Origin of the sequence: Streptomyces sp. DSM 40868 (assembly GCF_011820545.1) — a bacterium.
Taxonomy (GTDB): Bacteria; Actinomycetota; Actinomycetes; order Streptomycetales; family Streptomycetaceae; genus Streptomyces; species Streptomyces eurythermus.
Genome location: NZ_CP050504.1, coordinates 340,839 through 367,495, shown reverse-complemented (window position 1 = coordinate 367,495; position 26,657 = coordinate 340,839). Strand labels below are relative to the sequence as shown.

General features: G+C 70.0%; 26 protein-coding genes and 1 pseudogene. 14 read left to right on the top strand and 13 right to left on the bottom strand.

The window, feature by feature from the left end:
- Positions 1 to 42 precede the first annotated feature (42 nt).
- The 3 genes from HB370_RS01720 to HB370_RS01710 all read left to right on the top strand — a co-directional run bounded on the left by HB370_RS01720 (position 43) and on the right by HB370_RS01710 (position 3,004).
- Positions 43 to 501 carry a hypothetical protein gene (locus HB370_RS01720; protein ID WP_030787263.1) on the top strand — a complete coding sequence of 153 codons (459 nt, stop codon included), beginning with the start codon at positions 43 to 45 and terminating at the stop codon, positions 499 to 501.
- Positions 502 to 598: 97 nt separating this feature from the next.
- Positions 599 to 1,885, top strand: coding sequence for an MFS transporter (locus HB370_RS01715; RefSeq protein ID WP_157855621.1), 1,287 nt, complete (start codon positions 599 to 601; stop codon positions 1,883 to 1,885).
- An 831-nt stretch (positions 1,886 to 2,716) separates the two neighbouring features.
- Complete coding sequence (locus HB370_RS01710) at positions 2,717 to 3,004, top strand: hypothetical protein (RefSeq protein ID WP_030787257.1); 288 nt, start codon at positions 2,717 to 2,719, stop codon at positions 3,002 to 3,004.
- 78 nt (positions 3,005 to 3,082) lie between these two features.
- Here HB370_RS01710 and HB370_RS01705 read toward each other — a convergent pair whose 3' ends face one another.
- Positions 3,083 to 4,117 carry a CU044_5270 family protein gene (locus HB370_RS01705; protein WP_051815984.1) on the bottom strand — a complete coding sequence of 345 codons (1,035 nt, stop codon included), beginning with the start codon at positions 4,115 to 4,117 and terminating at the stop codon, positions 3,083 to 3,085.
- Positions 4,110 to 4,742, bottom strand: coding sequence for an RNA polymerase sigma factor (locus HB370_RS01700; RefSeq protein ID WP_030787251.1), 633 nt, complete (start codon positions 4,740 to 4,742; stop codon positions 4,110 to 4,112). Before HB370_RS01700 ends, HB370_RS01705 begins: the two co-directional genes overlap by 8 nt.
- Positions 4,743 to 5,086: 344 nt before the next feature.
- Here HB370_RS01700 and HB370_RS01695 point away from each other — a divergent pair, with 344 nt between their 5' ends.
- Positions 5,087 to 5,389, top strand: coding sequence for a relaxase domain-containing protein (locus tag HB370_RS01695; RefSeq protein WP_106980727.1), 303 nt, complete (start codon positions 5,087 to 5,089; stop codon positions 5,387 to 5,389).
- A gap of 494 nt (positions 5,390 to 5,883) precedes the next feature.
- Here HB370_RS01695 and HB370_RS01690 read toward each other — a convergent pair whose 3' ends face one another.
- From HB370_RS01690 to HB370_RS01665, 6 genes are all read right to left on the bottom strand, one after another.
- The gene (locus tag HB370_RS01690) at positions 5,884 to 6,087 is read right to left on the bottom strand and encodes a cold-shock protein (RefSeq protein WP_030787248.1); all 204 of its coding nucleotides are present in this window, start codon (positions 6,085 to 6,087) and stop codon (positions 5,884 to 5,886) included.
- Between the two features lie 690 nt (positions 6,088 to 6,777).
- Complete coding sequence (locus HB370_RS01685; RefSeq protein WP_030787245.1) at positions 6,778 to 7,380, bottom strand: hypothetical protein; 603 nt, start codon at positions 7,378 to 7,380, stop codon at positions 6,778 to 6,780.
- Between the two features lie 22 nt (positions 7,381 to 7,402).
- Positions 7,403 to 8,086 carry a DUF6286 domain-containing protein gene (locus HB370_RS01680; RefSeq protein ID WP_244405350.1) on the bottom strand — a complete coding sequence of 228 codons (684 nt, stop codon included), beginning with the start codon at positions 8,084 to 8,086 and terminating at the stop codon, positions 7,403 to 7,405.
- Positions 8,087 to 8,138: 52 nt separating this feature from the next.
- Positions 8,139 to 8,543 (bottom strand): Asp23/Gls24 family envelope stress response protein, encoded by a 405-nt coding sequence (locus HB370_RS01675; protein WP_030787239.1) that lies wholly within the window; start codon positions 8,541 to 8,543, stop codon positions 8,139 to 8,141.
- On the bottom strand, positions 8,540 to 8,707 hold the full coding sequence (locus HB370_RS01670; protein WP_030787236.1) for a hypothetical protein: 168 nt from the start codon (positions 8,705 to 8,707) through the stop codon (positions 8,540 to 8,542). The genes HB370_RS01675 and HB370_RS01670 overlap by 4 nt, the downstream gene beginning before the upstream one ends.
- A 48-nt stretch (positions 8,708 to 8,755) precedes the next feature.
- Positions 8,756 to 9,244 (bottom strand): Asp23/Gls24 family envelope stress response protein, encoded by a 489-nt coding sequence (locus tag HB370_RS01665; RefSeq protein ID WP_030787233.1) that lies wholly within the window; start codon positions 9,242 to 9,244, stop codon positions 8,756 to 8,758.
- Positions 9,245 to 9,398: 154 nt separating this feature from the next.
- On the opposite strand from HB370_RS01665, the gene HB370_RS01660 reads away from it, so the two are divergent.
- The 3 genes from HB370_RS01660 to HB370_RS01650 all read left to right on the top strand — a co-directional run bounded on the left by HB370_RS01660 (position 9,399) and on the right by HB370_RS01650 (position 11,830).
- A complete protein-coding gene (locus HB370_RS01660) occupies positions 9,399 to 9,977 on the top strand; it encodes an RNA polymerase sigma factor (RefSeq protein ID WP_030787230.1) in 579 nt (192 codons plus the stop codon).
- The gene (locus HB370_RS01655) at positions 9,968 to 10,651 is read left to right on the top strand and encodes a hypothetical protein (protein WP_051815982.1); all 684 of its coding nucleotides are present in this window, start codon (positions 9,968 to 9,970) and stop codon (positions 10,649 to 10,651) included. The genes HB370_RS01660 and HB370_RS01655 overlap by 10 nt, the downstream gene beginning before the upstream one ends.
- A 600-nt stretch (positions 10,652 to 11,251) precedes the next feature.
- Positions 11,252 to 11,830 carry a hypothetical protein gene (locus tag HB370_RS01650; RefSeq protein WP_157855619.1) on the top strand — a complete coding sequence of 193 codons (579 nt, stop codon included), beginning with the start codon at positions 11,252 to 11,254 and terminating at the stop codon, positions 11,828 to 11,830.
- On the opposite strand, the gene HB370_RS41610 is transcribed toward HB370_RS01650, so the two are convergent.
- Positions 11,820 to 12,353: a DUF6207 family protein gene (locus tag HB370_RS41610; RefSeq protein ID WP_244405991.1), complete on the bottom strand. Its 534-nt coding sequence runs from the start codon at positions 12,351 to 12,353 to the stop codon at positions 11,820 to 11,822. The two genes, HB370_RS01650 and HB370_RS41610, sit on opposite strands and share 11 nt — an antisense overlap.
- A 77-nt stretch (positions 12,354 to 12,430) precedes the next feature.
- Here HB370_RS41610 and HB370_RS01635 point away from each other — a divergent pair, with 77 nt between their 5' ends.
- Complete coding sequence (locus HB370_RS01635) at positions 12,431 to 12,622, top strand: hypothetical protein (RefSeq protein WP_157855618.1); 192 nt, start codon at positions 12,431 to 12,433, stop codon at positions 12,620 to 12,622.
- A gap of 168 nt (positions 12,623 to 12,790) precedes the next feature.
- Here HB370_RS01635 and HB370_RS01630 read toward each other — a convergent pair whose 3' ends face one another.
- The 3 genes from HB370_RS01630 to HB370_RS01620 all read right to left on the bottom strand — a co-directional run bounded on the left by HB370_RS01630 (position 12,791) and on the right by HB370_RS01620 (position 15,134).
- Positions 12,791 to 13,375, bottom strand: a complete 585-nt coding sequence (locus HB370_RS01630; protein WP_157855617.1) for a hypothetical protein — start codon at positions 13,373 to 13,375, stop codon at positions 12,791 to 12,793.
- Positions 13,376 to 13,719: 344 nt separating this feature from the next.
- Positions 13,720 to 13,947 carry a ferredoxin gene (locus tag HB370_RS01625; RefSeq protein WP_037702455.1) on the bottom strand — a complete coding sequence of 76 codons (228 nt, stop codon included), beginning with the start codon at positions 13,945 to 13,947 and terminating at the stop codon, positions 13,720 to 13,722.
- Complete coding sequence (locus tag HB370_RS01620) at positions 13,944 to 15,134, bottom strand: cytochrome P450 (RefSeq protein WP_030787201.1); 1,191 nt, start codon at positions 15,132 to 15,134, stop codon at positions 13,944 to 13,946. Before HB370_RS01620 ends, HB370_RS01625 begins: the two co-directional genes overlap by 4 nt.
- Before the next feature lie 914 nt (positions 15,135 to 16,048).
- Between HB370_RS01620 and HB370_RS01615 the strand changes: the two genes are divergently transcribed.
- The 5 genes and pseudogenes from HB370_RS01615 to HB370_RS01595 all read left to right on the top strand — a co-directional run bounded on the left by HB370_RS01615 (position 16,049) and on the right by HB370_RS01595 (position 20,962).
- Positions 16,049 to 16,783, top strand: coding sequence for an alpha/beta hydrolase (locus tag HB370_RS01615; protein ID WP_030787198.1), 735 nt, complete (start codon positions 16,049 to 16,051; stop codon positions 16,781 to 16,783).
- A gap of 188 nt (positions 16,784 to 16,971) precedes the next feature.
- The gene (locus tag HB370_RS01610; RefSeq protein WP_244405348.1) at positions 16,972 to 18,081 is read left to right on the top strand and encodes a transposase family protein; all 1,110 of its coding nucleotides are present in this window, start codon (positions 16,972 to 16,974) and stop codon (positions 18,079 to 18,081) included.
- Between the two features lie 22 nt (positions 18,082 to 18,103).
- Positions 18,104 to 18,436: a hypothetical protein gene (locus HB370_RS01605; protein ID WP_208974365.1), complete on the top strand. Its 333-nt coding sequence runs from the start codon at positions 18,104 to 18,106 to the stop codon at positions 18,434 to 18,436.
- A gap of 54 nt (positions 18,437 to 18,490) precedes the next feature.
- Positions 18,491 to 18,786, top strand: a pseudogene (locus HB370_RS41605) (hypothetical protein).
- A gap of 982 nt (positions 18,787 to 19,768) precedes the next feature.
- Positions 19,769 to 20,962: a trypsin-like serine protease gene (locus HB370_RS01595; protein ID WP_030787187.1), complete on the top strand. Its 1,194-nt coding sequence runs from the start codon at positions 19,769 to 19,771 to the stop codon at positions 20,960 to 20,962.
- 139 nt (positions 20,963 to 21,101) lie between these two features.
- On the opposite strand, the gene HB370_RS41600 is transcribed toward HB370_RS01595, so the two are convergent.
- A complete protein-coding gene (locus tag HB370_RS41600) occupies positions 21,102 to 21,368 on the bottom strand; it encodes a DUF6343 family protein (RefSeq protein ID WP_342450984.1) in 267 nt (88 codons plus the stop codon).
- Between the two features lie 237 nt (positions 21,369 to 21,605).
- On the opposite strand from HB370_RS41600, the gene HB370_RS01590 reads away from it, so the two are divergent.
- Positions 21,606 to 26,357, top strand: a complete 4,752-nt coding sequence (locus HB370_RS01590) for a glycosyl hydrolase family 18 protein (protein ID WP_078637647.1) — start codon at positions 21,606 to 21,608, stop codon at positions 26,355 to 26,357.
- Positions 26,358 to 26,657: the final 300 nt, after the last annotated feature.

Genomic DNA, 26,657 nt, shown 5'->3' with positions numbered 1-26,657 from the left:
GCTGCCATATCACCGCGCACGAACTTCCAGTCAGGCAAGGGCGTGTTACTCAGCGAGGCGAAGATGCAGCCGGGCGCTGCTCACTTCGCCCCCGGCCTCGCCTGGCTCTACGCCCATCCTCAGGCCATCGAAGTCGCCCGGGCCGCACTGGGCACGCGGGACATCACCTTCACCGGTCACAGCGACGCCCATCAGGGATTTACCTTGGGCGGGCACAAGGACAGCGGCAGCGAAGCCCTGGGGGACCCGCTCTGCGTCACCCATGCCGGTGCCATGGCTCCCCGCCCGGACTCGCCCGAGCCCGACGCGCTGCGCGAGCGAATCTCGGCCTTTGTCATCTTTGGCCGAGGCGGTGAACGCGCGAGGCTGTTCTCGCAGGCGAACATGAGGCGACAGCGGCGTCAGCTCGGCCTTTACGAGAAGGAGGCGGTGATGGCTGGGGACGGAGGCCATGCGGCTCTCCTCGCCTCACAGGGTGTCCTTGTGCGGGAGGAGAGTTGAGTTCACCGACGCGCAAAGCGCAGCCTGACCGCTTCCGGCGGGGACCTGGTCGGGTGATGCGGTGACCAAGTCCGGGAAGCCACCGGCGCCAGGTGGCGTGGAACCGGTCGCCCGAGCCCTCGGTCGAGCCTGGGTGGCATGGGCGGCCGGCGCGCTGGCCTACGTCATCGCCATCTTCAATCGGGGCAGTCTCGGCGTCGCCGGGCCGATGGCCGCAGACCGCCTCGGAATCGACGCCACAGCTCTGGCCACGTTCAGCGCGGTACAACTCGCCGTTTTTGCCGCCACCCAGATCCCCGTCGGCCTCTTCGTCGACCGCTACGGGCCGCGGAAAATGCTGACCACGAGCCTGTCGGTCATGGCAGCCGGGCAGACGATGGTGGCCATCGGCGAAGATTTTCCCACGGTGCTGATCGGCCGCGCCCTGCTGGGCTGCGGTGACGCCATGGTGATGATCAGCGTACTGCGGTTGATCGCCGCGTGGTTCCCTGCTGCGCGTACTCCCGTCCTCGCCCAGGTCACCATCGTGGCGGGCAGCGCAGGCGGCCTCGCCGCCGCGTCCCCGTTGTCCGCCGCGCTGCGGGCATTCGGGTGGGAGCCTGTCTTCTCCTCCATCGCGCTGATGACCGCGTGCATGATCGCCGTGGTAAGGCTGGCCGTGCATGACACACCACCCGGCAGTCCGCTGTCCGGGCCACGCGGCGCCGTCGCAGGCGGCACTCTGCGAACCGGCCTGGCCGAGGCGTGGCGGCAGCCTACGACGCAGCTTGGCCTGTGGCTGATGTTCACGGTTCACTTCCCCGTCCAGGTGTTCGTCCTGCTGTGGGGCTATCCCTTCCTGACACAGGGCCAAGGGCTGTCCGAGACGACGGCCGGCTACGTGACCGCGGTGCCCCTGGTCATCACCATGGCACTCGGCCCCGTGTTCGGCGTCATCTCCGGCCGGCGTCCCCACTGGCGCATGCCCATGGTGCTCGGCATCGTGGCGGCCACCACCCTGACGTGGGCCATGGTGCTGTTGTGGCCCGGCGCGCAGGCGCCCCTTCCCGCCCTGTTCCTGCTGGCAATGATCCTTGGCCTGGGCAACCCGGCTGCGGCATTCGGTCTGGACATCGCGCGCGCCGGCAGCCCGCCGCATCGTGTCGGCGCCGCTTCGGGCATCGCCAACATCGGCGGCTACGCAGCTGCCTTGCTGGCCATGATGCTCATCGGCGTCACGCTCGACCACACGCACGCCCCCTCCACGGACCCCAGCCCGGCAGACTTCCGCATCGCTTTGGCCACCCAGATCCTGGTTCAGCTTCTGGGAGTCGGCCTCCTGCTGCGGCGTATACACCGCCGGCCGGGCCCGCCCGCCGAAGGGCCCCACCGTCGATCAGCATGACGACAAGGACGCACCGGCCGGCCGGGACCACCGGTGAGAGGACACCCGACCATGGCACCAGCCCGGCAACAGTTCCCGGCCGGGAAGGACCGGGCAGCAATCGAGGCATATCTGCGCGACCGTGGAGCCACCCGGACGCCTCATCCGGGCGGCACGCTCCTGGAGCACCTACGGCGCGTTCAGCAGCTGCCGGCCGAATGGGGGGCGAGTCCCGCCGTCCAGACCGCAGGGCTCTGTCATGCGACCTACGGAACCGACGGCTTCGCACCATCACTGCCGCCCCACAGCGACCGACCGACGCTCGTCGCCCTGATCGGCGAACCGGCGGGGCGCTGGTCTACCTGTACGCCAGCTGCGACCGCGCGACCGTCCACCCGCGCATCGACGGCACCACGGAAGCCGCCTTCCAGGACCGCTTCACCAGCCGCGAGCACCGCCCCCGCCCAACGACCTGCGGGCGTCTCTCGAAATCACGGCCGCCAACGAACTCGACGCACTGGCGCACAACGCGGAACTGGCCAGGCAGCAAGGACCCGAACCGTACGGCTTGCTCAAGCGGGTCGGCTCGCTGCTGTCCCCGGCCGCACAGGACGCTGTCACCCGACGACTGGCACAGGTCCCCGCGCCGACCCGCTCTGCAAGGTGTCCGTCCGGCCGGACGATGCCTGCGTGGCAGGTCGTGGACGCCCTTGGTCGTCTTGCCGCACAGGAGGACGGCCGGCTGCGGACGCTGTGGGACGTGGCCGCGGCCGGGCAATCGTGGCTGGGATCGGCGCGGCTTCCGGACCAGGCCGAGGAGGCTGCACCGACCGGCGAGGCCCCGCACTCGGGATGGATCGTGAAGACGACCAGTTGCTACGCCGCCGGGCCTACGGTGCCGACCACGACGATTCCGACCTCGGCCCGCTCTCGCACCGGACCTACGCCGAACCGGTCGGCTGCCCGCTGCCGGACATCACCGCCTGGCGGGACGAGGAAGTCGACGGCGGCGTTCCCCTGTCCACCGAGCTCGTGCGGTGGCCCGGCGGCCGCGCCCTGTACGACCCGCGCCCCGGCGAACGGCGCTCACCCGGCCCCGGAGTGAGCTGCCGCTTCCACCACTCCGGCGACACACCCTGACCACGGCAACAAAATGAGGCGGTCCTCGCACCCACGCTCAGGGTGTCAGGACCGCCTCGTTCCGGAAGGCTGCAGACCTCAGGGCCACGGGCGACCATCTGCCGGTGCCGGCGGCCCTGCGGGTCCCGGTCGCGGGATGGCGGCGTACGGGCGCTGTTTCACCCGGTCGACGATCCCCCAGTCCACGACGTGCGACAGCTGGACGTACTTCTTTTTCCCGGAAGCCGAGGTCCGCTCGTTGCGGAAGCCCAGGAATTCGTACGACACCGGGTCGAAGATCAGGTACGCGCCTCCGTAGGACCCGCGCCCGGTATAGGCGACCCCCACTCCGGTCCGCCCGTCGGAGTCCTTCACCCCAGGGATCGTCCTGACGCCGGGTACGAGGGCCAGCGCCTCGTACGCCGCGGGGCGCAGGCCCTGGGGCAGTACCGGGTTCTTCAGGAGCTCGCCGAGCAGGAAGTAGGCCTGGAACCGATCGAACTCGGCGAGATCGCTGATCGACCGATCGTCGGAACCACCGCTGGAGATGATGGCCGAGATGAGCTTTGCCGGGTCTTGCGGCAGCTTCTTCAGCTCGCTCCACTTACGGGGCGGCCACACCCCGCCGCCCTTCCCCGCAGGCTCCTCCCACATCTCGCGGCCCAGCTCCATGGTCAAGGAGGGCTTGGAGACATCCACCGAGTCCCACATCTCGTCGGTGTAGGTCTTGACCTCACCGGTCTTCTGCTCCGTCTCCTTGATGACCCGCTTCGAGTAGATGAACTGGTCGTCGCGCGGTGCCACCGGCTCCTTCTCCCGCCCGCGTTCCCACGCCGCGGCCCCCTTCAGCACCGTCGCGGCGGCGTTCTCCATCCGCGGGGTGCTGGTGCCCGGTGCGCCGCCCTCGCCGGAGCCGTCCGTGCCGATCAGCACCGCCGTCCCCGTAGCCGCCGTGGCGACCACCGCGGCCGCCGCCAAGCGCAGTGCACGACGGCGACTCGGGCTGGCGCCGGTGCGCTGGTCCGCGTGGGCCATCGCGTTGAGCAACTGATGCCGGGCCCGGTCCCGGGCCGGACCGGTGAGCGGGGCCGCGTCCGCGTCCCACTTCCTCAAGAGTTCGAGTTCGTCATTCATGGTCGGATACCTCTCGCAGTGACGTCGGATCGGATCCGCCCAACGCTTCGCGCAGCTTGCCGCGAGCCCGGTGCAGCCGTGATCTGACCGTGCCCACGGGGATACCGAGGGCCTGGGCCACCTCCTCGTAGCCGAGACCACCCCAGGCCACCAGCAGCAGCACGTCCCGGTGCCGAGCGGGCAGCGCGGCCAGCGCCGCCGCCAGCTTGCGGCGTACGGCCAGCGCCACCACCCGGTCGGCGGCCCTTTCGGCCAGCGGCTCGTCGTGGTCGGCGAGGGCCGGGACCCGGGCCATGGCCTTGAACCGGCGGGCCTCAGCCCGCCGATGCCGGCTGACCAGGTTGGTCGCTATGCCGAACAGCCAGGGCCGGGCGTCGGCTCCCGCGCCGCGGGCCGGGTCGTAGCGATGCCGCTGCTGGAATGCGGTGGTGAAGGTCTCTGCCATGAGGTCATCGGCGACCTCGACGCCGAGGCGGCGGGCCGCATAGCGGTGCACGGCGTCGGCGTGCCGGTCGAAGAGCGCGGCGAACGCCTCGGGCTCGTCCCGGGACCGCGCGATCACTGAGGCGTCGCTCTCCGCGTCGGCACGCGCGGTGCCGACGCCGACGCCTGGTCCGACGGCCATCGGGGCTCCTCTCGTCCAAGGGACGATGCTCGAATACCTGGGCTTTCACCTCTCCTTCGCCGATCGCGCCGAAGCGGTTCCCCCAGCCCCCTTGGGCGACTGCCCCGCCCGGAAGTTCGTCGTCCTCGTCCTCCGAGGCCCACCCTCACCGCCCTGCGGGCGCTCGGGGATGAAGAGACCCGCGGTCGATCGAGGCCGCGCACGATCGAGCCATCGCCGCCGTGCTCACCTGAACCGAGGAGGAGACCGCGATCATCCGCGTCGGCGCCCAGCGCGCCTGCCCGGCCCGTCCGGTGCACGGTCTGGTCTCCGCGCGGTTCCACCACCGCACGGCGCCCTCCGGAATGCCCGCTCCTGCACGACCATCTCCTTCTGTCCGTCAAAGCCCACCGCCCCGATGGCAAGTAGGGGGCTCGGCGCACTCCACGGTCATGTACGAGCACGCGGTGGCCGCCTCCGCGCTCTACAACGAACTCGTGATGGCCGAGGCGTACGAGGCGCTCGGGCCGGCCTCCGAGCCGCGGACAGTCACCCCAGGGCGCCGGCCGGTCATGGGCGTCGCCGGGGTGCCGCACGAGCTGATCCGCTGGACCTCCCGGCGCAGCGACCAGATCGCCGCCTGCCCGGCAGAGCTGGAGGACGAGTAGGTCACCGCCGTCGACGACGTAGGCGAGCCGCGATTCTTGCCCGTGCTCTCCGAGCGGGCCCGCACACGAAGCTGAACGGGATGGCCGCGAAGATGACGCGCTCGCCGAAGAGAACGCCCGCCTGTTCGCGCAACTGCGTAAGAAGGGGAAGGAGAGCGCGATGTGCACCTCCACGGTGGCCGTCGACGTCGTCAACTCCCTCCTCGAGCGGTCCGGCGCCGCGACGCCGGACCGCGCCCGGGTCGCCGCCGTGGTAGACGTCGCCTTGGCGGCCGTGGGCGTCGCCGACGGCGAGGGGCCCTGCCACGTTCACCGACCAGGAGTTCACCGATCAGGGTGGGGAGGAGACCACCGCCGCCGCCCCGGGCCGCCGGTGCGGTCATGCTGTCGTGCCGGCCCCGGAGGAACCGGCGGATCCTTGCTTGCTGGCGGACATGAGTGAGGCGGCTGCCGGACCGGTCAGCCGCCTCACTTCGTGTGCTTTCGTGCCCTGCTCAGCCGCGGGTGATGTTCTGTGCCTGCGGGCCCTTCTGCCCCTGGCCGATGTCGAAGGTGACGTGCTCGCCTTCGGTCAGCTCGCGGTATCCGTTGCCCTGGATCTCGGAGTAGTGCGCGAAGACGTCCGGGCCCCCGCCGTCCTGCTCGATGAAGCCGAAGCCCTTTTCGGCGTTGAACCACTTCACGGTACCGCTGGCCATACTGGTGATCCTTCGTGTCATGCCCAGGAACAGCCCTCTTGCCGGGCATGCTCCGGCTCGCGCACCGCACGAGCCATCAGCTGTTCTACCCCCGACCGCCCCGCTTATCCCACCGGTGACACGCTGGTGAGGTCCGGAGCGTGCTGCGGTGCAGGCAGGGGCGGGGTCAAGTGCGGACTTCCGCGAAGCGGGAGAGGGCGAGGGTGCCGGCTGCCGCGAGGACGAGGCCCGTCAGGTCCAGCCAGCAGTAGCCGGGGCGGGCCACCGCGCGTGACCGCGTCCCCTGAGCCGGTCGACTCCCCCTGGAGAGCCGCCTCTGCGTAGCTCCGCCGCGCCGCTCCCGCAGTCGGCTCGGGGGCCGGGTGGAGAGGGAAGCTGCCGGCACTTCGGTGTTGAGCCCCGCCCAAGGGGTGGGGCGGCAAGCTTCCGCCGGATGGAGGTACCGCCGTGATCGTTCGGCTCGTGGCGGTCCGCTCGCCGGTCGCCGCTGAAGGTTACCGGTGCCCTGTGGGGCCGGCGGAGGCCGGTTCACGGCCGGTGGCGCCGACTGGTGCCTGCGCGTCGCCGGTATCGCGACCCGGCGGTCGGCGCGGGTGTAGCCGCCGTTGCCGTTGCCGTTGCCGTTGCCGTTGCCGTTGCCGTCGGCGAGCGGCCACTGCGCGGTCTCAGCATTACCTGTTGGACTGCGGCTCACTCCGTGCGGTGCGGCGGGTGGCGGGCGACCTTCAGGCGGACCTCGGTGGGCATGTCGAGGCCGGTGGACCGGTGAGCGGTCCGCAGCGGGCCCTCGCACAGGGCGCCGAGGGTGGCGCCGGGGGCGCCGTGCGCGGTGAGGGTGAGCCCGACGCGGGTGCGCGGGTGTGCGGGCCGGCCGGTGATGCGTACGGCCGCGTGCCGGACCTCCGGCAGGGCCCCGGCCTCGGTCTCGATCGCGTCGCTGAGCGCGCTGTCGCGCAGTTCGACGCCCTCCCGCGGGGGCGTGCCGCCGACGGGCAGCGCGCCGGGGCGGCGCCGGTTCAGCTGGGTGAGCAGCCACCACAGGGCGAGCAGGGCGACGACGGCGAGCGCGGCGATGACCGCGGGCCACCACCAGCCCTGGCTGCTCCAGCGGGCCCGGTCGGCGGAGCCGAGCAGGACGTCGTCCGGGGCGGTCAGGGGCCAGCCGGCGGGCGGCCCCAGGCCGTGCCTCCGGTAGAGGTCGAACCCGGCGAAGAGGATCAGCAGTCCGCCGCCGAGCAGGACCAGCCCGGCGAGGGCCAGCAGAGTGCGGTTGAGCACGGATCGCGGGATCATGGCGCGGGCTCCGGGTTCTGCGTCAGCCGGTGCGTCGCCGTACCCGTACGACGATGCGGGGAGGGGCCGCGAGGGCGAGCCGGTCGCGTTCCTCGCCGAGGACGGCGGTGAGGTCGTCCTTCACCTGGCGGGGGTCGCGGAAACGGACGTCCGCGCGGGCTTTGACGCGGTGGCGGCGCACCCGGACGCGTGCCGCGCCGACGCCGGGGACCCGCAGGGCGGCGTCACGCAGCAGGCCGGCGGCGCCGTCGCGGTTTAGCGAGGCCAGCAGCCGGGGGCAGTCGGCGGTGGAGCGCAGGGGCAGCCAGTGCCGTAGCCCGGGGGTGAGGGCCAGAGCGATCAGCCAGAGGCCGGCGGCGCCGGCCGCTGCGGCTCCCGTGACCATCCACAGGTCGTCCACGGGGCGGGTGGCCAGCGCGTCGGTCAGGTGTCGCCGCCAGGCCGCCGAGGGGCGACCGGCCCGTACGGCGACGACGTCGGCCAGCGCCGCGACCGCCGCCACCAGGATCACCGCGGCGACCAGCGCCGCCGGCAGGCGGCGCGCGGACCACGGGCGGTGGGTCCGGCGCCCTTTGCCGCGCTCTTGGGCCATGGTGTCCGGCTCGGGTCCGGCGTGCCCGGACGGACCGGGCTCCTTCGTCAGCGGCACGGTGGGACGCTCGGACGGTGTGAGGCCACGGCCGGGCGGGCCGGGGTCGGGTGTCATCGCGGGCTCCCTTCCCGGGCGGCGGCCCGGATGGTCCGGGGCGCGTGGCTGTTCACCGGACTCGCCCCCGGCCCGGGGCGGAGGCGGTCACCAGCCGCCGGACGGTGAGGGTGACCTCTCCCACCCGCAGGCCGGTCAGGTGGGCCACCCGTTCGGCCACGTCCCGCTGGATGCGCTCACAGACGTAGGCGAGGTCGGCCGGGTAGGGCAGGTCCATGGCCAGGTGCAGGCGCACCGATCCGGTGCGCACCGCGGCGGTGGCGCTCGGCGCCGACGGCGTGCCCGGGCCGGGCGGCACGGCCGCGCGCCGCGCCTGCGCCGTGCGGGCGGCCTGGGCGGCGATGCGCGCGACCACCCGGTCCGGGATGACGGTGGCGCCCCGTTCGGCCGGGGGTGGCAGACCGGTGGCCGGCGCCGGGCCCGGCCCCTCGTCGGCGGAACCGGTCCGGCTCCTCACCGCTGCCTCCGTGTCCCGAGGCCGAGGTCGCCCTGCACGGCGAGGCCGGCGATCAGCCCTGCCGCACCAAGGACCAGGACCAGCAGGAATGCCCAGAAGCCGCCGAAGCAACCGGCGAAGCCCAGGGCCATGCCGGCCACGAGGCCCGTCGTCGCTGCGTTCATCTCGCACTCACCCGTCTCGCCCGCGTCCGCCCGGGACGCGGGGGTGGATCACCGCACGCGGCCCTCGTCCGGTTCGGCTTCTTCTTCCTCGTCGGGCAGGTGGACGTCGTCGACAGCGATGTTCACCTCTACGACCTCCAGGCCCGTCATCCGCTCCACGGCGCCGATCACATTCGTACGCACGTCACCGGCGACGTCGACGATGGAGACGCCGTACTCGACGACGACGTCGAGGTCCACGGCGGCCTGCCGCTCGCCGACCTCGACCTTCACCCCCCGCGTGACCCCCGTGCCGCCGCCTGTGCCGGGCACGCGGTCCCGTACGGCGCCGAAGGCGCGGGCCATGCCCGCCCCGAGGTTGTGGATGCCCGGTACCTCGCGGGCGGCCATGCCCGCGATCTTGGCCACCACGCCGTCCGCGATGGTGGTCTTCCCCCGCGTCTCGGCCGGGGCCCCGGCCCCGGTACGACCCTTCAGCGCGCTCACGCCCGCGTCGGGCCGGCTGCCCCCGCCGACGCTGGTGATGTTCTCCGTCATGGCGGTCGCCTCGATCGGTCGGTCGGACACCGGTGTGGCGCCCTCAAAAGGTTGGATACGGCAGGCGGGGTATCTCTCACACCCATTCGGTATGACGCACATCACAAAACACTGGCCGGGTACCCGGGCGGTCCGAGCCCTGCGCGGGAACGCCATGACCGAACGCACTGCTTACCCACCGCCGGAATACAGCCTGCCGGACGGATTCCTGGCCGTACGGGCGGCCGAGGGTGACGAGGACGCCTTCGCCGTTCTCGTCCAGCGGCACGGCCGGCCCCTCCTCGCCTTGGCCCGCGGCATGCTCGGCAACCCGCAGGACGCAGAAGAGGCCGTTCAGGACGCCTTCGTCAGCGCCTGGCGGCGGCTGCCGGAGTTCCGCCACACCGCGGAGTTCCGCACCTGGATGTACCGGATCACCGTCAACCGCTGCCTGGCCGCGCGCCGTCGGCGTCGGCCACCGCCCCTCCCGCTGGACACGGCCCCCGAACCCGCGGCGCGGGACGCCCGGAGCCAGCCCGCCCCCTGCGCCGAGCAGGACGCGGCCGTCGCCGCGCTGTCCCGCGCGCTCGACGGTCTCCAGACCGGGCAGCGGCTGTGCTGGATCCTGCGCGAGGTGCAGGGCCTGTCCTACAAGGAGATCGCCCAGATGACGCGCACCAGCGAACAGACCGTGCGCGGCAGACTCTTCCGGGCACGCCGATCCCTCCAGGAGGCGATGGGCCCATGGCGCTAGACGACACGCGGGCGCGCCCCGCCGCACCCGCCCGACCCCCCGCCGGCGCGCCGCCGTTCGTGGGTGACGAGGTGCTGCCCTGCGGCCGACTGCTCAGCCGGGTGTGGGAACAGGCGCGGGACGCGGCGCCGGCCGCCGACCCGCACACCCTCTCCTGTCCGCACTGCCGCGAGGCCGCCGAGGCACTGGCCACGCTGGACGCGGCCACCCGGGCGCTGCGCGCCGAGGGCGCCGCCGCCCACCACGCGCTCGCCCGCCGCGTCATGGACATCGTCAGGATGGAGGCACGGCTGGGACGGCTGCTGCCCGTGGCCGACCCGGACCAGGACTCGCGGATCACCGAGCGCGCCGCCGCCCGGGTGCTGCGGGCCGCGGCGGACGCGGTTCCCGGTGCGCGAACCGCGTCCTGCCGGCTCGCGCCCGAAGGCCCAGACGCCGGCGTGCGGGTGACCATGACCCTGGCCGCCGCCCCGGACCGCCCGCTGCCCGACCGGGCCGGTGAGGTGCGCCGGTCGGTCCTCCACTCGGCCGGACAGGACCTGGGACTCGCGCTGACGGCCGTCGACATCACCGTCGTCGACCTCCTGGCGCCCGAGCCGTCCCCCGAACCCAGGCCCGGTGAGCGGCGTCGTGCGATGACCTCGCGCGGCCGGCAAGGGCCAGGTCATGGGTGATGCCTTCCCCGCCGGCCGCCAGGAGCACGGTGAGCAGGACTGGGTCACACGGCAGCACGGCCGGGGCGACCGCGCCTACTCGAGGAGGCCGAGGCGGTGTCGGGCTGGGACGTCAGCGGCGGGTCTCGATCCGCAGGCCGCCCGTGGTCACCTGGCGGATGTGGTCGCTCGCCAGCAGGTCGTGCGGCTGTCCAACTCCCTGAACACCGCTCAGGCCAACGGGGCGTCCTCTCCGATCTCGACGACCTGCGGTCACCTGCTTCTTCACGGACCGAGCCACCACGTTCATGAGCTGGGCCGCCGAGTCCTGCGCGGTGACCGCCCTAAGCGGAGTCCCCGAAGCCGCCGCCGAGAGCATCGGCCCATCGGTCCATTGCGCCTTGAACCGAGCCACATGACGTGATATTGCGAATGGCCTATTCGCTTCTATCTGCCGCGTCTGAAGTTCTGCCAGGATTCAGCAGGCTCGACGATCGCGGTCGCTCCTAGCGTGATCGTTGATCGACTAAGAGAACGATCTGATGGCGTGGAGTAGGAATAATGAATCAACTTCCCCGCAGGGCAGTGCAAGCCTCCTTGGGGGGCGGCAAGTTGTGGCGTGTGGTCGCCGTATTCGCAGGGATCATACTGGCGGTCGCGACGTTAGGTACCGCGGAGGCGCAGGAGACCTCGCAGGTCGACAGCGTCAAGGCTGGCTTCATTGCAGAAGCCAGAGCGGCGCACCTGAGCAGCGTTAAGGCCAATGAGCTTCAGGCGAAAGTGGACGCCTTCATGAAAGGGGTCAAAGCGACGCAAGTGGCCCCCAATTTGATCAACCTGGCCGACGGTGGAACCGTCTACGTGGCAGTACCCGGTGAGGCTCACTTCCGAGACCTGACGCCTGGCGACAACGAGATCACCTATGACCCCTGTGGTGGAAATTCAGCTGATTTCGGGTACTTCTGTGCCTACGAGTTCCCGTACTTCGGCGGCAGCTCAATTCCCATGTATGCGTGCCACAGCTACAACATTCCGTTCTATGGCGAGGGCTCGTGGGATAATAATCAGTCCGCTGGTACGAGGGCGAGGATGTACAGCGGGTACAACAGTGCTGGCACCCTGGTCTACACAACACCGGGCGCGCGCAGCTACGACACCTATGGGGATTGGACACCTGTGGGTTCGGTAGTCAACTGCTAGAGGTTGAGGCGATTGATCTCGCACTCGACCGCGTGCCGCTGCTTGTAGTCGTCCTTGTTGAACTTCGGCGGACGGCCGCCGCGCGAGCGCGCCCCAACCGGTTGCGCACGCGGTCCGCCGGAACCGCGGATCCTCGCCTTGATTCCGCGTCTACGCAGGTAGGAGCTGTTGCTGCGGGAATCGTACGCCTTGTCGGCCCGCGCCCGGCCCGGGGCACCCGGATCGCTTCCAGGACCGGCTCGAACTGCGGGGAATCACCCCGCCGCCCGGCCGTGTTCACGACGGACAAGGGCTTCTGCCCTTGCTCGACCGCGAGGTGGATCTTGCTGGTCAGTCCGCCGCGGGAGCGTCCGAGGCCGTGGTCGGCCGGCTCGACGAAGATCCCGACGGGCGGCTCCTTCTGCAGGTCACCTTTTTCGCCGCTCCGGCGGCGTGTGCGGGCCGCCGGAGCGATCGCGCACCGCGCGGCGAGCAACTCCTGGACCGCGAAGGCGGTCTCGTCATCGGCGGCCGCGACCTCCACCACAGCCAGACCCAGCACCGCCACATGTGACTTCGACGTGTTCCACGGCTGCGCGCAGGGTGTGGGGCCGGGGGTGGGTGACTGGTCGGCCCCCGCACCTGTCCAACTCGCTCTTCGGCCTGTCCGCCGAACGCATCCGCCATCTGATGCCCGGACGCCTCGACTTCGCGCACGAGCACGTCCACCCGGTCCTCGGCCGTCACCGGGTGCTGCCGCCTCCACGACTCGCCGAACTCCCTCGGCAACTCGCCGAACGGCCTCAGCCGTGACCGCAACTCTCACGCGCTCGCCCGGGGCCGGCCTCAATGGCTCTTCCCGGGCATGGTCATGCTCCCAGGCAGGCCGATCTCGACCCACGGCATGACCCAGAAGCCGGGCCGCCACGGCATCGATCAGGTGGCCCGAGGGTGGGATTCCCCTTGGGCTATCCGCCCGTCTCACGTCTCCAGATTGGAGAGCGCCTTGGCCGCGCCTGTGTCAAAATGGCCGATGTCGAGCGCTAGCTGGATGCCCGCATGCTGCATCTGTTGCACGGCCAGTTGGCTGTAAGCCCTCTCTTCGCTGCAGCTGCCGTAGAGGTGCCGGGCGTGGATCACGATGGCAAAGGTGTGCGTGGCAGGCGGGCCGCCAAGTCCGCGCTGAGCGAGGTCGATCAGCCGCTCGGCACACCCCTTTCCGCCACCGATCGTGCCGCACGGGGATCTGTTGATATTGATCACCAACTGGTAGTGGCCCGCTGCCAGATTCCCTTGGTCGACGAGTTCCCCGAGGCGGTCGATGAGCCTGTCCTCAGCGTGCAGGCCGCCTCCGCTGCGGAACTTCGACAGCTCCTGCGCCAGCTGCCCGTTCAGTTCCAGATCCGCGGACAAGGTCGTCGCCTGACCGTTCCACTCGTTGTCCGTGAGATCCTCAAGCCGCTGGATGACCTCCCCCGGTCGGCGCGGTGCTTGCATGCGGGCTTGTTCCGAGCCCGCGACGGGGTCGTCACCGTTCTGGCGCCGGGCACGCTGCAACATCAGCACCGCTGCCCCGTTCCCGGCGGTGCGCTGGAGGGCGAGTACGTCGGCGGGGGACATCGGGAGACCGGGGCGGGGGCGCGAGGCCACGGGCCCGGCAGTGTGGGCAGGTAGGGTCCCCGGGTGTTGCCTCTTCGGACTCTTCTCCAGGTCTCGCGCACGCATGGAATGCCTTCCGGTGACGGACACAGGACCCTCCGGAACTCCAGCAGAGGGCTCACCGGAGAAGGTACGCGAGGGCAGTCTGCGACGACCAGGCCGTCGGAGCAGCGGCCCTTCACACGCCGACACCGTTTGGACGTCTGTTCCACGGAGCAGCGCTCGATAGCCGCCCGCTCCGGACGCACCGCTCACGGGCGTGGCCCGATCAGCCGTTGTCCGGCACGTACGGAGATCGCCGTCGCCGGGCAGGAGTCCGCGGCGTCCAGTGCACGTTCGTCCTCGGGGATGTCCGCGGTGAGCGGCTCCGCCCGGCCCTCGTCGTCCAGTCGGTACAGCTCGGGTGCGATACCGGCGCACATGCCCGATCCCATGCACAGGGCGCGGTCCACCCCGGTCGTCCAGGACACCGCCCTCACCACCCCACCGGCATCTCGCGCGGACCACGGACCAGCATCTGGTCCTTCCACCGCACGTCGCCCGCGAGACGCAGACCGGGGAAGCGTTCGAGCAGGGCCCCCAGAGCCTCCTGAAGCTCCAGCCTGGCGAGCGGGGCGCCGAGACAGTGGTGCACCCCGTGCCCGAACCCGAGATGCTGGACGCCGGTCCGGGTGACGTCGAGCCGGCCGGGGTCCGTGAACTTCAACGCGTCGCGGTTGGCGGCGCCGATCGCGACCAGGACGGGCTCACCGGCACGGACGAGGGTACCGCCGACCTCCACGTCCTCGGTGGCGTACCTGGGAAACGTCGCGCCGCTGCCCAGGGGCACGAAGCGCATGAGTTCCTCGACCGCGCCGTGCAGCAGCTCGGGGCTCTTGCGGAGTATCTCCATCTGCTCGGGGTGGTCGAGCAGCGTGTGCACGAAGTTGGGGATCTGTGTGGCCGTCGTCTCGTGACCGGCGATGAGGATGCCGTCGCACAGATCGACCAGTTCCAGTTCGCTCAGCCGGTCACCGGTGTCACGCGCCTCGATCAGGCCCGTCATCAGGTCGGGCCGCGGGTTGCGCCGGTGGTCCGCCACCAGTCCGGTCATGTAGGCCCGCAGTTCCTGCCTGTTGCGTTCAAACTCCGCAGCCGACAGGGAGCTGGTGGAGAGCGCCGCGTCGCTCCAGGCCCGAAACCTGGGGCGGTCCTCCTCCGGCACTCCCAGCATGCGGCAGATGACGGCGACCGGGATCGGCAGTGCGTAGTGTTCCACGAGGTCGGCGGGCTGCCCCATGGCCTCCATCTCGTCGAGCAGCCGGTGCGCCAGATCCCGGACCGCCGGACGTAATCTCTCCACTTGGTGCACGGTGAACGCCTTCGCCACCAGCGTGCGCAGCCGCGTGTGCCCGGGCGGGTCCATGCTGAGGATGCCGCTGTCCTGGCTGCCCTCCGAATGACGTGGTGCGTCGTGCCGTAGCGCCTCCGCCCTGCTGAAGCGGCGGTCACCCAGAACCAGGCGCGCGTCGGCATACCGGGTGACCAGCCAGGCGGGCTCCCCGTACGCCAGACGCACGCGTATCAGGCCCGGCTCCTCCAGCGCCGCCTGGTACGCGTCCGCCAGGCTCAGCCCGTGGGGCTCGTTGAACGGATAGGGGACGGGCTGTTCGGCCGTGACCGTCATGGCATAACCTCCCGGTCGCTCGGTGGATGTCACTCGATGATCACGGCCGCTCACCGGCGTCGGCAACAGCGCTTTATCAGCCACCGGACGGCCCCCCATGGCAGCGCCACCGGACGATGGGGGTCACTGCCACCGGACGCCTGCACATCAGCGTGACGAGCCCTTGCGGACCACCACCGTCCAGCCCTCGCCGACCACGTCGCCCTGGCGGAGAATCGGCTTCCGAGGCGGCAGGGCTCGCGCGGCCGGTTACGGTCCCGCTTCGCCGCCGTGCGCGTCCGCCCGGCCGGCAAGGCCGTCGAGAGTGCGTCCCGGCGGCGCGGGAGTGGAGTCCACCCGGAGGGTGGAGAGCACGGTGGTGCGCATCGGGTGGACTCCACTCCGGTGCGCACCATCCGGTGGGGGAGCGCAGGACATCCCGGCATCCGGAGCGCGGCGCGATTCATCGCGCGCACCGGGGCGGTGACGGTGCGCCGGCCGACGAAGCACCGCGCTCCCGCCGACCGCACCGGGCGGAATGCACGGGAGTGAGCCTCCGCCAACTTGAAGTCGTAGGTCAAAGGGCTGGTGTGACCGGTTATCGGGGTCCTCACGCTGGTCGTGGGCTGCTGTCTGAGGAGTAGATCGTCTGTCAGCGGTTGATTGCCGGTTCTTGGGTGCTCGAAGCGGTGGCGGACGCGCGCTTCCCGACCAGTGACAGGCGTGACTCCGACGCCGTGGTGTTCGGCCCAGGGCTTCCGCAAAAACCCGTTGGTGGAACCACGGCAGCCACTGCTACGTTTTCGGAGGCCGTGCAAGAGAGCGAGGAGGTGGTACCCGTGAACGTATCGACATGGGTGCTCCCCTCCGGGGTCACGGTCGGGCGATAGGTCGTCCGGGAGCGCCGTTCAATGGCACTCCTGAAAGGCACGACCATGCACTTCACTTCTGAACAGCGTCTCGACGGCGCTGTCCTCGAGCGCGAGTTCACCCTCGGTGAGATCCCCGGCATCCTGTGGACGCCCGGATCCGCATCCGCGCCGGCGCCGCTGATCCTGCTCAGCCCCCCTCCTCTCGGGCTGCGCAAGGCGTACCCCCGGCTGGTGGCCCGGGCCCGGCACGCTGCGGCGGACGGCTTCGCCACGGCCACCATCGAGCTCCCCGGAAGCGGCGACCGGCCGCGTTGGCCCGCCGCCGAGCAGGCCCTCGCCGATCTGCGCCGGGCTATGGATGCCGGCGAGCCGGTCACCGACGAGATCATCGATGCCCTCATCCTTCCGCTGGTCGACAAGGCGGTCCCGGAATGGCAGGCCGCTCTGGACGCCCTCCTGTCGCTGCCCGAGATCGGCGGCCCGGTCGGGTACTCGGGGGGAGTGATCTCCATTGGGACCCGGCTGGCGGTGGTCGAGCCGCGCATCTCGGCCGCTGTTCTGTTCGCCGGGAGTTTCGTCCCTCGCGCCATGTTCGAGGAGGCCCGCCAGGTCACCATTCCGCTGCATGTCCTGCTGCAGTGGGACGACGAACGGAACGACCGGCAGGCGGCCCTGGATCTGTTCGACACCTTCGGCTCCAAGGAGAAGACGCTGCACGCCAATATGGGCGGGCACACCGGCGTCCCGCAGTTCGCGGGGGATGCCGCGGCCCGGTTCTTCACCCGACACCTGAAGTGACGCCGGGCCGTCAGGCCACCGGCAGACGGTAGCCGTGTTGGCCAGGATGCTCATCTAGGGACAGGTCCCGGCCCTCCTGGGTTCTCTGCACCACGGGCCCCTGCCAGACTCTTGGCAGGGGCCCGTGCTGTCTGAAGCGATGCATTGCTCGACGTCTGCAGAGCTTCGAGTGCGGCCGTTGGAATTGTGTGACGAAAACCAAAAAGCACGCCGAGAACACCTGTCTGCTTGTCTACCAGTGCCGTCTGCCGCTGTCCACGCGGACCGTCAACCACCTTGCCGATCTGCTGCGGCGTCACCTGAAAGTGATCCGTTCCAGGTGGCGGATCCTGCCGCCAGGAAAGATCGCGGTGATCGTCCTGGCCGTGCTGCGCCACGACCAGCGCCTGGCCGACATGGCCGGCGGTGACGACGTGTCCGAGTCCACCGTCCGCCGCTGGCGCGACGAGCTGATCGCCCTCCTCACAGCCCAGGCCCCGCGCCTGGACCGCGCCCTGACGAAAGTCGCCAAGCAGGGCGGGGAGGTGGTCCTGATCGACGGCACTCTCCTCGCCACCCAGCGCCGCACCGGAAAGGCCGACCGGCGCAGCTACTCCGGCAAACACCACCATCACGGCCTGCACTTCCTCGCCCTGACCGACGAGCGGGGCCAGCTGATCTGGATATCCGCAGCCCGGCCCGGTCGCACCCACGACAACACCGCCGCCCGACACGACCACATCCTGGCCCACCTGCGCGCCGCCGGCCTCGGCACTCTCGCCGACCTCGGCTTCCGCGGCCTGGACAACGACGTACTCGACCCCGTGGTCGTCACAGGCTTCCACGCCAGCCGCACCCACAAGCTCACCCCCCTCCAGAAGACCGCCAACCGTGTCCTCGCCGTCGGACACGCACCGGTCGAACACGGCTCCGCCCACCTCAAGAACTGGCGGATCCTCACCAAGCTCCGCACCGACCCCGCCCGCGCCACCCACCTCCTGCGCGCCCTGCTCGTTCTGACGAACCCGAAGTCAACCGCTGACAGACGATCTACTCCTCAGACAGCCGCCCGCGACCAGCGTGAGGACCCTGATAACCGGTCACACCAGCCCTTTGACCTGCGACTTCAAGTTGGCGGAGGCTTACTCCGTCCGTTCCACCCGAGGCGCCACTCGCGTCGGCACCCCGCACCGGGGCGAGGGGTTCACGTCGGTCGACTACCACCAGGCGGTGCCCGTGGTCGTCACCGAGATGGAGCGGATCACCGCCGACCCGGCCGGGGCCGCGGGCGCGGTGTGGCGCAGGCGCGGGCGCGATGAGTGGCAGACGCTGAGTGAGGCCGTGGACAACCCGGACGGTGTGCGGCTGTATCAGGTCCAGCTCCGCGAGGTCCGCCGGCGCGAGGCGGAGCGCGAAGCTGCGGAGCGGGAGGCGCAGCGGCCGGTGTGCACTCAGTGCGGCATCAAGTTCACCGACGAGCGCCGGCAGGAGACCAAGCGGTCCGCGTGGCCTGGCGAATGGGACCGGCTGTGCGGGCCGTGCAAGAGGGAAGCCGCCGACTGTGCGGAAGCTGAGCGCGTCGCACGCCGCCGGGCGGAGGAAGCCGAACGCGCGGCAGCTGAAGCACCCGCCGTGGAGCCCCGCAGCCGGTTCCGCATCGGGCGTCGCCGGTAACGGACGGGCTCGAAGGCCGGGGTGGTTGTCGGTGGCGGCTGGAAAGCTGATCGCATGAACGGAGACGAGCAGCTGCTGAAACGGCGCGTCCACGGCGCGGATCATGACTACCCCTACCCCGGCCCGCTGCCGCACCGGACCTACGCCGAACTGGTCGGCGGGCCACTGGACGGTCTGCTGCTGGACATCCACGGCTGGCGGACCAAGGAAGTCGACGACGGTGTCGCCTGGCCACCGAGCTCTCCCGATGGCCAGGCGGCCGGGCCTTGTACGATCCGCGCCCCGGCGAGGTGCGTTCTCCCGGCCCCGGGGTGGGCTGTCGCTTCTACGATTGTCGGCGAATGCCCTGACCACGGCGACGGAATGAGGCGGTCCCGCACCCACGTTGGCCGCGCCGTTGCGAGGAACGAGCACGTGGCGGCGAAACCGGTCCGGCGAACCACATCATCCAGTGGCGGCATCCCCCGGCACGGCCAGGCGGGGGCCCGGTGGCCGGTCAGTTGGTGAGTGCCTGTCTGAGATCTCTGGCGAGGGGATCCGGTGGTCTGGGTCCTGGGTGCTATGGCATTGGGCGGGGTGGTTCGGCGGTACTGCCGGGAGTGTGGGGTGCTGCTGCCGCCGACGAAGTCGGCGGCAGCAGCGTTTTGTTCAAGTAGGTGCAGGTCGAGGCGGTGGCGGGCTTTGCAGCAGACGCGTCGGCGGGTGGCTGCCATACAGCGTGGGGACAAGGCCGTGTGCCCGGTGTGCGGCCGGGAGTGGTCGATTGGTGACGAGCTTCGCCGGTCGGCAGTGTTCTGCTCTGCGAGATGCCGGACGCGGGCCTGGCGGTCGAAGGCGTCACAGGAATCCGTCGCGGTGCCGCCATGACCGAACGCCGCAGGTGAAACGCTTGCCGAAGCCCTTTCGCAGAGGGTCGCAGAGAGTTGTCGGCGCGCTCCCTGAGATCCGGCTGTCCGTCCGTCAGGTGCGCAGGAAGTCGGTATGACGGGCGTGGGGTCCGGCCGTCTTCCGGCCGACGGCGGTGGAGAGCACGCTGCGGTGGAGCCGGGCTCCCTGCCGGTCGCACCGGACCCGGCACGGCACTCGGTTCGACGGTATCCGGTCGGCGTCCAGCCGTGCGTGGACGTCGAGCGGTACGTCTTCACGGAGTCCGTCGAGAAGGTGGCTCTCCCGGCACCGCACCCGGCTGCAACGTGCAATTCCGTGTTTCACTTCCGACCCCAGAATATCTGGTTGATATTAATCATTTGTAGATCGAATGTAAATCGGGGCCCATGAGGATGCCTGTGCCGTCTGATCACAGACTGCTACGCCAAGAGGAAAGGCATACTCATGAGATACGGCAGAACCAGCCTGTGGGCTGCGGGTTCGGCCCTGGCCGCGGCGATGGCGCTCGTCGGCACCCTCGCCCCGGGCGCCAGCGCCGAGCAGCAGCGCGACGGTAACAGCGAGAAGAGCGTCCCGATCTCACAGGTTGTCGGCGCCGACAACCTGCGGAAGATGAACGAGCAGCGACCCCTCGTCGCCGCTGCGAGCATCCTGGCCAAGGCCCAGGAGCGGGGCCACTACGAGGGCTACACGGGCATCGGCCTTCAGGAGGACCACGTCACCCTGTGGTGGAAGGGCGACCTGCCCGAGCCCGTACAGCGGGCCGCGGAGCAGGCCCGCAGAACCGCCCCCGTGCACATCGTCGCCGCGGACCACTCGCTGGCCGAACTCAAGGACGCCTCCGAGCTGTTACAAGCCCGGCTGGAGAAGGACCCCTCGCTCGGCCACAGCGTCAAGATCCCCACTGACGGCAGCGGACTGGTCCTGGCACAGGACACCACCCGCGCAGCACGCACCGCCTCTGTCGCGCAGGACCACAGCACGGTCGACCGGATCGCCGGCGTGTCCGTGAAGACGATCAGCGAGGAGCCTCTCCAGGAACGCTCGCGTGTGAACGACGGTGCGCCGTGGTCGGGCGGAGCACAGATAAACTTCGATGGCGGGGCGTGCACGGCCGGGTTCGGTGTGCGTGACGCAAGCGCGACCTACCTGCTCACCGCTGAGCACTGCGGTCGGAGCGGCAATCGGTTCACCAACCCGCAGGGCACCTACATCGGCACCTCCACCAAGTCCAGTGACGCCCACGACGTGATGCTCATCCCCACGAACTCCGACAACTTCATGTACACCGGGGGACCCGACAGCGACGCGGGCGTGCGGGTGGACGGCTGGGACCACGTCTTCCCGGGTGAGTACCTGTGCCAGTCCGGAATCACCAGCGCACGGGCCACGGGCGGCCCGGTCTGCAACATGAAGGTCCTCTTCTTCTACAACGACTCCGAAGACCTGGTGGAGGCGGAGCAGATGGACGGCCGGGAGGCGGCCCGCAGCGGTGACAGCGGCGGCCCGATCTACACCGCCTCGGCCGCCGGCGGCGCGATCGCCAAGGGCACGGTGACCCGTAGTGCGGGGGCGCGCCTGGGCTTCCAGGACTTCTACACGGCCACGCGGGACTTCGGCATCTGGATCAACAGGTAGATCCGTCCTCGCGGCCCGTGCCAGGGCCCGCCCGGCGTCCTCGGCGGCCGTGAAGGCCGGGAGGACGCCGGCTTCCGTCGCGGCGGCCTCGGCGAGCCGCAGCGCGGGCGGGGCGCGCGGCCGTGCCTTGCTGTCACGGTCATGCACTGTCGTCGGTGCGCTCGTGCTGCCGCCTTCGTGTCCTGACCATCATGAGGTCGGCAGCGGCTGCCGAGGTGAGCCCTCCACAGATCACCGCGAGCACGGTCGGCGGGCCACGGTTCGGGCTGTCGCCGGGCCCCTGGTGCGCGGCCCACACGGCGAGCCCTGCTGTAGCGGCGGCGAAGAGGGGCGGGAAGACGGCGGACAATGCCATCCGCAAGCCCAGCGGGCTGCGCGCGGTCGTCGGCTCACTGCCGGTGCGCACCCGCACTGAGCGGCGGCCGGTCGCTCCGGAGCGGACGGGAGGTGCCGACGAGCCCCCCGGAATGACCACTCCTGAATCAAGACGGTGGATCCGGGCTCAGCCTGCCCCGACTCCGGTAGGCCATCGGCACTCAACACCCAGGAGTGACCGATAACTCGACGTAGCATCGGGAACGACCGAGCGTACCTTGAGAACTCAACCAGTGACCAGCGATCGGTTGTTCCCGATCCGTTGGACATGAGAAACGGGAGGAACTCTTTGTTCCGCCGATTAATCGCCGTAGTGGTGATGATGGCCGGGCTGGCAACGGCACTTGTCGTTCCGGCCTCCGCCACCGATTTCCCTGCGGCCACCACGCCCTTGGTCTCCTGGAACATGCAGGGGGCCAACAACGGCGCACCGACGGGCAGCAAGTGGACCAACACGGTCCGGCAGTTCGCGTTGCAGGTGCCGATCGTGATGGTTCAGGAGGCCGGCCCGGAGCCTCCAGTGGGCAGTACCGCACAGCCCAACGAGACCTTCACCACGGTCGACAGCCAGGGCAACACGCATCAGCACACCGTGCTGCACCACACCTGGGTCGTCGACTCCAGTTGGCGCAATCCCATCCCGACCCGTGAGGTCTACTTCCTGCCGACCGACGACGACGCGACCAACCCGCGCCGGATCGGCGGCCGGGTCAACGTCGCGCTCGTCCTGAGTGAGGGGCCCGACGAGATGACAGTCGTCGGCAACCCGGTCGACGCCGGCCGGAACGCGCTCGGGGCGCGGTTCGGCAACGAGTGGTACTTCACCTTCCATGGCCTGTCCGGCGGTGGCGGTGACTCCGCGCCGATGCTGAGAGCCATCAACGACTGGATCACGGCCCTCGGGACCCAGCGTGGTGTGACCTACCACGCGACGGTCGGTGGCGACTTCAATGTCGAGCCGGAGGACCTCTCCGCGCGGGCCAACTTCCCGCAGGGCATGCAGATCCGCAGCTCGGGTAGGGCGACCCACCAGGGAGGTCATGAGCTGGATTACTTCGTCACCACCCACCTGAATCTCGATACCGCGGTCGATGTCCGCTCCGAGGGCGACTCCGACCACCGGCCGGTCCAGTTCGGCCGGCTCAACGCGGCCGGGCCCACTCCGTCGCCCGCCGCCAGCCCGATCGAAGAGCTCCGGGTGATGCCGGTCGGTGACGGGATCACGGTCGGCGCGAACAGCACCGACGAGACCGGCTACCGGGACGGACTGAGCACCCAGGCGGAGGGCATGACCATCGCCGCGTTGTTCGGTGGCGCGCTCAGTCTCATCTTCGGGCGCACGGATTTCGTCGGTGAGCAGAAGAACGGCAAGCGCGGTGACCCCGACCACATGGGGTTCGTGGGCAAGGGAATCGACGACATCAAGGCCCAGACGATCCCCGCGCTGACAACACTGCGGCCGAACATGATGACCCTGATCGCGGGCACGGCCGATCTGACCGGCGGTGCCGACGGCGCCGCGACGGCCGGGAAGATGCGGGGCTTCCTGGACGAGATCCACCGGACCTCGCCGACGACGACCGTCCTGCTCGGCACCCTGCCGCCGTCGACGAACCCGACGTACCAGGCCCGGATCGACGCCTACAACAGCGCGCTCCGCACGATGGCCCACGACAAGATCCAGGACGGCGCACGGCTGGTGCTGGTCGACATGGGCGCGGTGACCACGGAGGACATCACCGACGAGATCTACCCGACCGACGCCGGCTACAAGAAGGTCGCGGACGCCTTCGCCGCAGGCACTCGGATCGCGCTCCTGCAGCACTTGATCAGCGGCCGCTCGTACGCCTGGAAGCCGATCGGCAAGATCCGGGACGCCGCCGCGACCGGCTCGAAGATCGCCTTCCCCGACCTGAACGGCGACGGCAAGGCCGACTACGCGGTGGTCGGTACGGACGGCAAGGTCACCGGCTGGCGCAACGACGACCCGACCAAGGAAGCGGTCTCACTGGGCGACATCAGCCCGGCCGACCGCGGGAACAACCCGGATGAGGTCTACTTCGCCGACCTGGACGGTGACGGCAAGGACGACTACATCCGGATCCTGCCGCCGGCCGACTCACCGACCGGCATCGTCGCGATGCGGATGTCGCGCAACACCAGCAGCGGCGACAGCATCAGTTGGGGCACCGCGACGATCGTCGCGAACAACCTCGGCTACCCGCCGCAGATGTACTTCACCGACCTCGACGGTGACCACCGCGACGACCTGATCACGTTGGACCGGATGAGCTTCCCGACCGCCTGGCAGAACAAGGGCAAGGAAATGCCGACTCCGGGCGGCTGGAGCAAGATCTCGGGTTTCGCCACTCCCGGTGAGTCGCCCGCCGCGCAGGTCGCCTTCGCCGACATCACCGGTGACGGCAAGGCCGACACGGTCCGGGTCGAGTTCACCACCGGTGACGTCCGGGCCTGGGAGAACACCGGCTCGCCGTGGAGCGTCACCTCCGGCTGGAAATCGCTGGGCGTGATCCGCGCCGGCGACCCGTTCCAGGGCACCACCGGAACCTTCGCCGACCTCAATGGCGACGGGATCCAGGACTTCACCCTGACCCGCTCCGGGGCCACGACTACGGCTACGAAGGCGAAGACCGCCCTCAAGGCAGCCAAGGCGGTCCGAGAGGCCGCAGCGAGTGGTGACGGTGACATCGAGGGCTGGCTGGTGCCGAGCTACGGTGACGGCAGCCGCACCGACGGCGGTGCCGGTGATCTCGGTGTCAATGGTGGTGTCGGCGACCCTATGGAGTCGCACCCCGGTGGCGACGACGGCGGTACGCGGCCGGCCGCGACCGGCGACTGCCGACCGGACGGTCTGGCGACCACTCCGGGTGTGGCGACGCCGTACTGCAAGATCTATCAGAGCGACGGCCGCGAATGGCTCGGCGAGGGCCGCAGTCGCCGGGTCGTGGGCTACTTCAACGGTGGCCGCACGGGCGCCGACGGCACGCCGCACTACCTCGTGAAGAACATCCCGTGGTCGAAGGTGACCCACCTCAACTACGCGTTCGCGTCGGTGGAGAACAACAAGATCAAGGTCGACTCGAACGCCACCCAGAAGGAGTGGCCCGGCGAGGCCGGCGCCGAGATGGATCCCTCGCTGCCCTACAAGGGGCACTTCAACCTGCTGACGAAGTACAAGCGCCTGCACCCGCGGGTGAAGACGCTGATCTCGGTCGGTGGCTGGGCCGGTTCCGGTGGCTTCTACACGATGACCACCAACGCCGACGGCTCGGTCAACCAGGGCGGGATCGACACGTTCTCGAGCTCGGTCGTGGACTTCCTGCGGACCTACGGGTTCGACGGTGTCGACATCGACTTCGAGTACCCCACGGTCCTCGAGGACACCGGCAATCCGGCCGACTGGGCGGTGTCGAACCCGCGCCGCAAGGGCCTGCCCACGACATACGCCGCGCTGATGAAGGCGCTGCGGGACTCGCTGAACCGGGCTTCGGCCGCGGACGGCAAGTACTACCTGCTCACCTCGGCGTCGTCGGCCTCCGGCTACCTGGCCCGCGGGATGGCGAACCAGACCGCGCTGAAGTACCAGGACTTCACCAACCTGATGGCGTACGACTACCACGGCACCTGGAACGACGTCGTGGGCCCGAACGCCGCACTGTTCGACGACGGCAAGGACCCCGAACTGGCCGACCAGTACGCCACCCCTGAGTACGGGAGGATCGGGTACTTCAACACCGACTGGGCGATGAAGTACATGCGCGGCGCGATGCAGGCCGGGCGCGTCAACATCGGTGTGCCCTACTACACGCGCGGCTGGCAGAACGTCACCGGCGGCACCAACGGCCTGTGGGGTACGTCGCCCAAGCCGAACGGCTGCGAGCCGGGTACGGGCATCAAACGGCCGTGCGGTGACGGTGCCTTCGGCATCGACAACATCTGGCACGACGAGACCAGCAACGGCAGCGAGCTCGGCTCCGGGACGAACCCGCTGTGGCACGCCAAGAACCTGGAGAAGAACATCACCCCGGTCTACGCCCCCAGCGTCGGGCTGAAGCCGCACACCGACGTCACCGACCGGCGCACGGGTTACTACACCCGGTACTGGGACGACACCACCAAGACGTCGTGGCTGTGGAACGCCGAGAAGAAGGTGTTCCTTTCGACCGAGGACGAGCAGGGCATCGACGCGGTCACCGATCTGGTCAAGTCGACCGGTGCGGGCGGCGTGATGATGTGGGAACTCGGCGGCGACTACGCCTGCCCGGCCGACGTCCAGCCGGACACCCCGTGCGGGATGGGGTACACGCTGACCACCCGGCTGAACCAGAAGCTGGGCAATGCCACTGCCTACGACAACGATCTGCGCACCGGCAGCAGCGGTGCCGCGCCGGCGGTGACGGCCAACGTGAGCGTCGAGTTGGTCAACTACCCGACTTCGACGGCGAACCTGTGGCCGTTGCAGCCGACCGTCCGCATCACCAACAACACCGGGCGCACGCTCGGCGGTGGCAAGGACACGAAGCTGTCGTTCGACATCCCGGCCTCGACGTCATGGCTGGTCAAGGACGGCAACTGGCAAACCGATGCCCAAGGCGGCCAGTGGAAGCTGACACCCGGTACGACGCTCCACCGGATCAGTACGACGCTGGACTACTGCCAGATCATCCCGGCCGGGAAGTCGCTCGACCTGCCGATCATCTACTACCTCCCGATCACCGGGCCGGTGAACACGAGTCTGTCGATCGGCGGTACGGCATACGCGCCGGTGACCGACAACCTCAAGGGACTCGGTTCGGCGACCCCGCCGGCCGGTGGCTGCAGCGCCGGGAACTGGGACGCGACCAAGGCCTACTCCCCGGCCAGCCAGCCGATCGAGCAGACCACGGTCAAGTACAACGGCAAGGTCTGGAAGGCCAAGTGGTGGACGCAGGGCGATGCCCCCGGCACCGGGGCCGACGCCGACCACGAGCCCTGGAAGCTGATCGGCGACGCCGGCTGACCGTTCTCAGCCGCCCAGCCTGATCGAGGCTGGACCTGTTCGGCCATGAGTGGGCTCCTTGTCCCCCTCGCATCCCGCGAGGGAGGACGAGGAGCCCACCTTTTGGACGGGCCGGTCTCGCCGACAGCGCTCAAGTGTCACTGCCGTGGCGGGCTTGGCGCAGCCGACCGCTACGAATGAGCTCCGAAGCTGGTGGCGGGCCGGCCTCGGGTACCGGACCGGCAGGCGTTGTGCGGGATCCTGTTCGTGCTGCACACCGGGATCCAGTACGTACTGTTCAACGACGGCCGGATGCCGCCG

Excerpts from the sequence above, each read along its gene's own strand:
- HB370_RS01710 (WP_030787257.1), top strand. The coding sequence starts at position 2,717 with ATGGATCGTGAAGACGACCAGTTGCTACGCCGCCGGGCCTACGGTGCC.
- HB370_RS01705 (WP_051815984.1), bottom strand. The coding sequence starts at position 4,117 with ATGAATGACGAACTCGAACTCTTGAGGAAGTGGGACGCGGACGCGGCC.
- HB370_RS01700 (WP_030787251.1), bottom strand. The coding sequence starts at position 4,742 with ATGGCCGTCGGACCAGGCGTCGGCGTCGGCACCGCGCGTGCCGACGCG.
- HB370_RS01695 (WP_106980727.1), top strand. The coding sequence starts at position 5,087 with ATGCCCGCTCCTGCACGACCATCTCCTTCTGTCCGTCAAAGCCCACCG.
- HB370_RS01690 (WP_030787248.1), bottom strand. The coding sequence starts at position 6,087 with ATGGCCAGCGGTACCGTGAAGTGGTTCAACGCCGAAAAGGGCTTCGGC.
- HB370_RS01685 (WP_030787245.1), bottom strand. The coding sequence starts at position 7,380 with ATGATCCCGCGATCCGTGCTCAACCGCACTCTGCTGGCCCTCGCCGGG.
- HB370_RS01680 (WP_244405350.1), bottom strand. The coding sequence starts at position 8,086 with ATGACACCCGACCCCGGCCCGCCCGGCCGTGGCCTCACACCGTCCGAG.
- HB370_RS01670 (WP_030787236.1), bottom strand. The coding sequence starts at position 8,707 with ATGAACGCAGCGACGACGGGCCTCGTGGCCGGCATGGCCCTGGGCTTC.
- HB370_RS01665 (WP_030787233.1), bottom strand. The coding sequence starts at position 9,244 with ATGACGGAGAACATCACCAGCGTCGGCGGGGGCAGCCGGCCCGACGCG.
- HB370_RS01660 (WP_030787230.1), top strand. The coding sequence starts at position 9,399 with ATGACCGAACGCACTGCTTACCCACCGCCGGAATACAGCCTGCCGGAC.
- HB370_RS01655 (WP_051815982.1), top strand. The coding sequence starts at position 9,968 with ATGGCGCTAGACGACACGCGGGCGCGCCCCGCCGCACCCGCCCGACCC.
- HB370_RS01620 (WP_030787201.1), bottom strand. The coding sequence starts at position 15,134 with ATGACGGTCACGGCCGAACAGCCCGTCCCCTATCCGTTCAACGAGCCC.
- HB370_RS01615 (WP_030787198.1), top strand. The coding sequence starts at position 16,049 with ATGCACTTCACTTCTGAACAGCGTCTCGACGGCGCTGTCCTCGAGCGC.
- HB370_RS01595 (WP_030787187.1), top strand. The coding sequence starts at position 19,769 with ATGAGATACGGCAGAACCAGCCTGTGGGCTGCGGGTTCGGCCCTGGCC.
- HB370_RS01590 (WP_078637647.1), top strand. The coding sequence starts at position 21,606 with ATGAGAAACGGGAGGAACTCTTTGTTCCGCCGATTAATCGCCGTAGTG.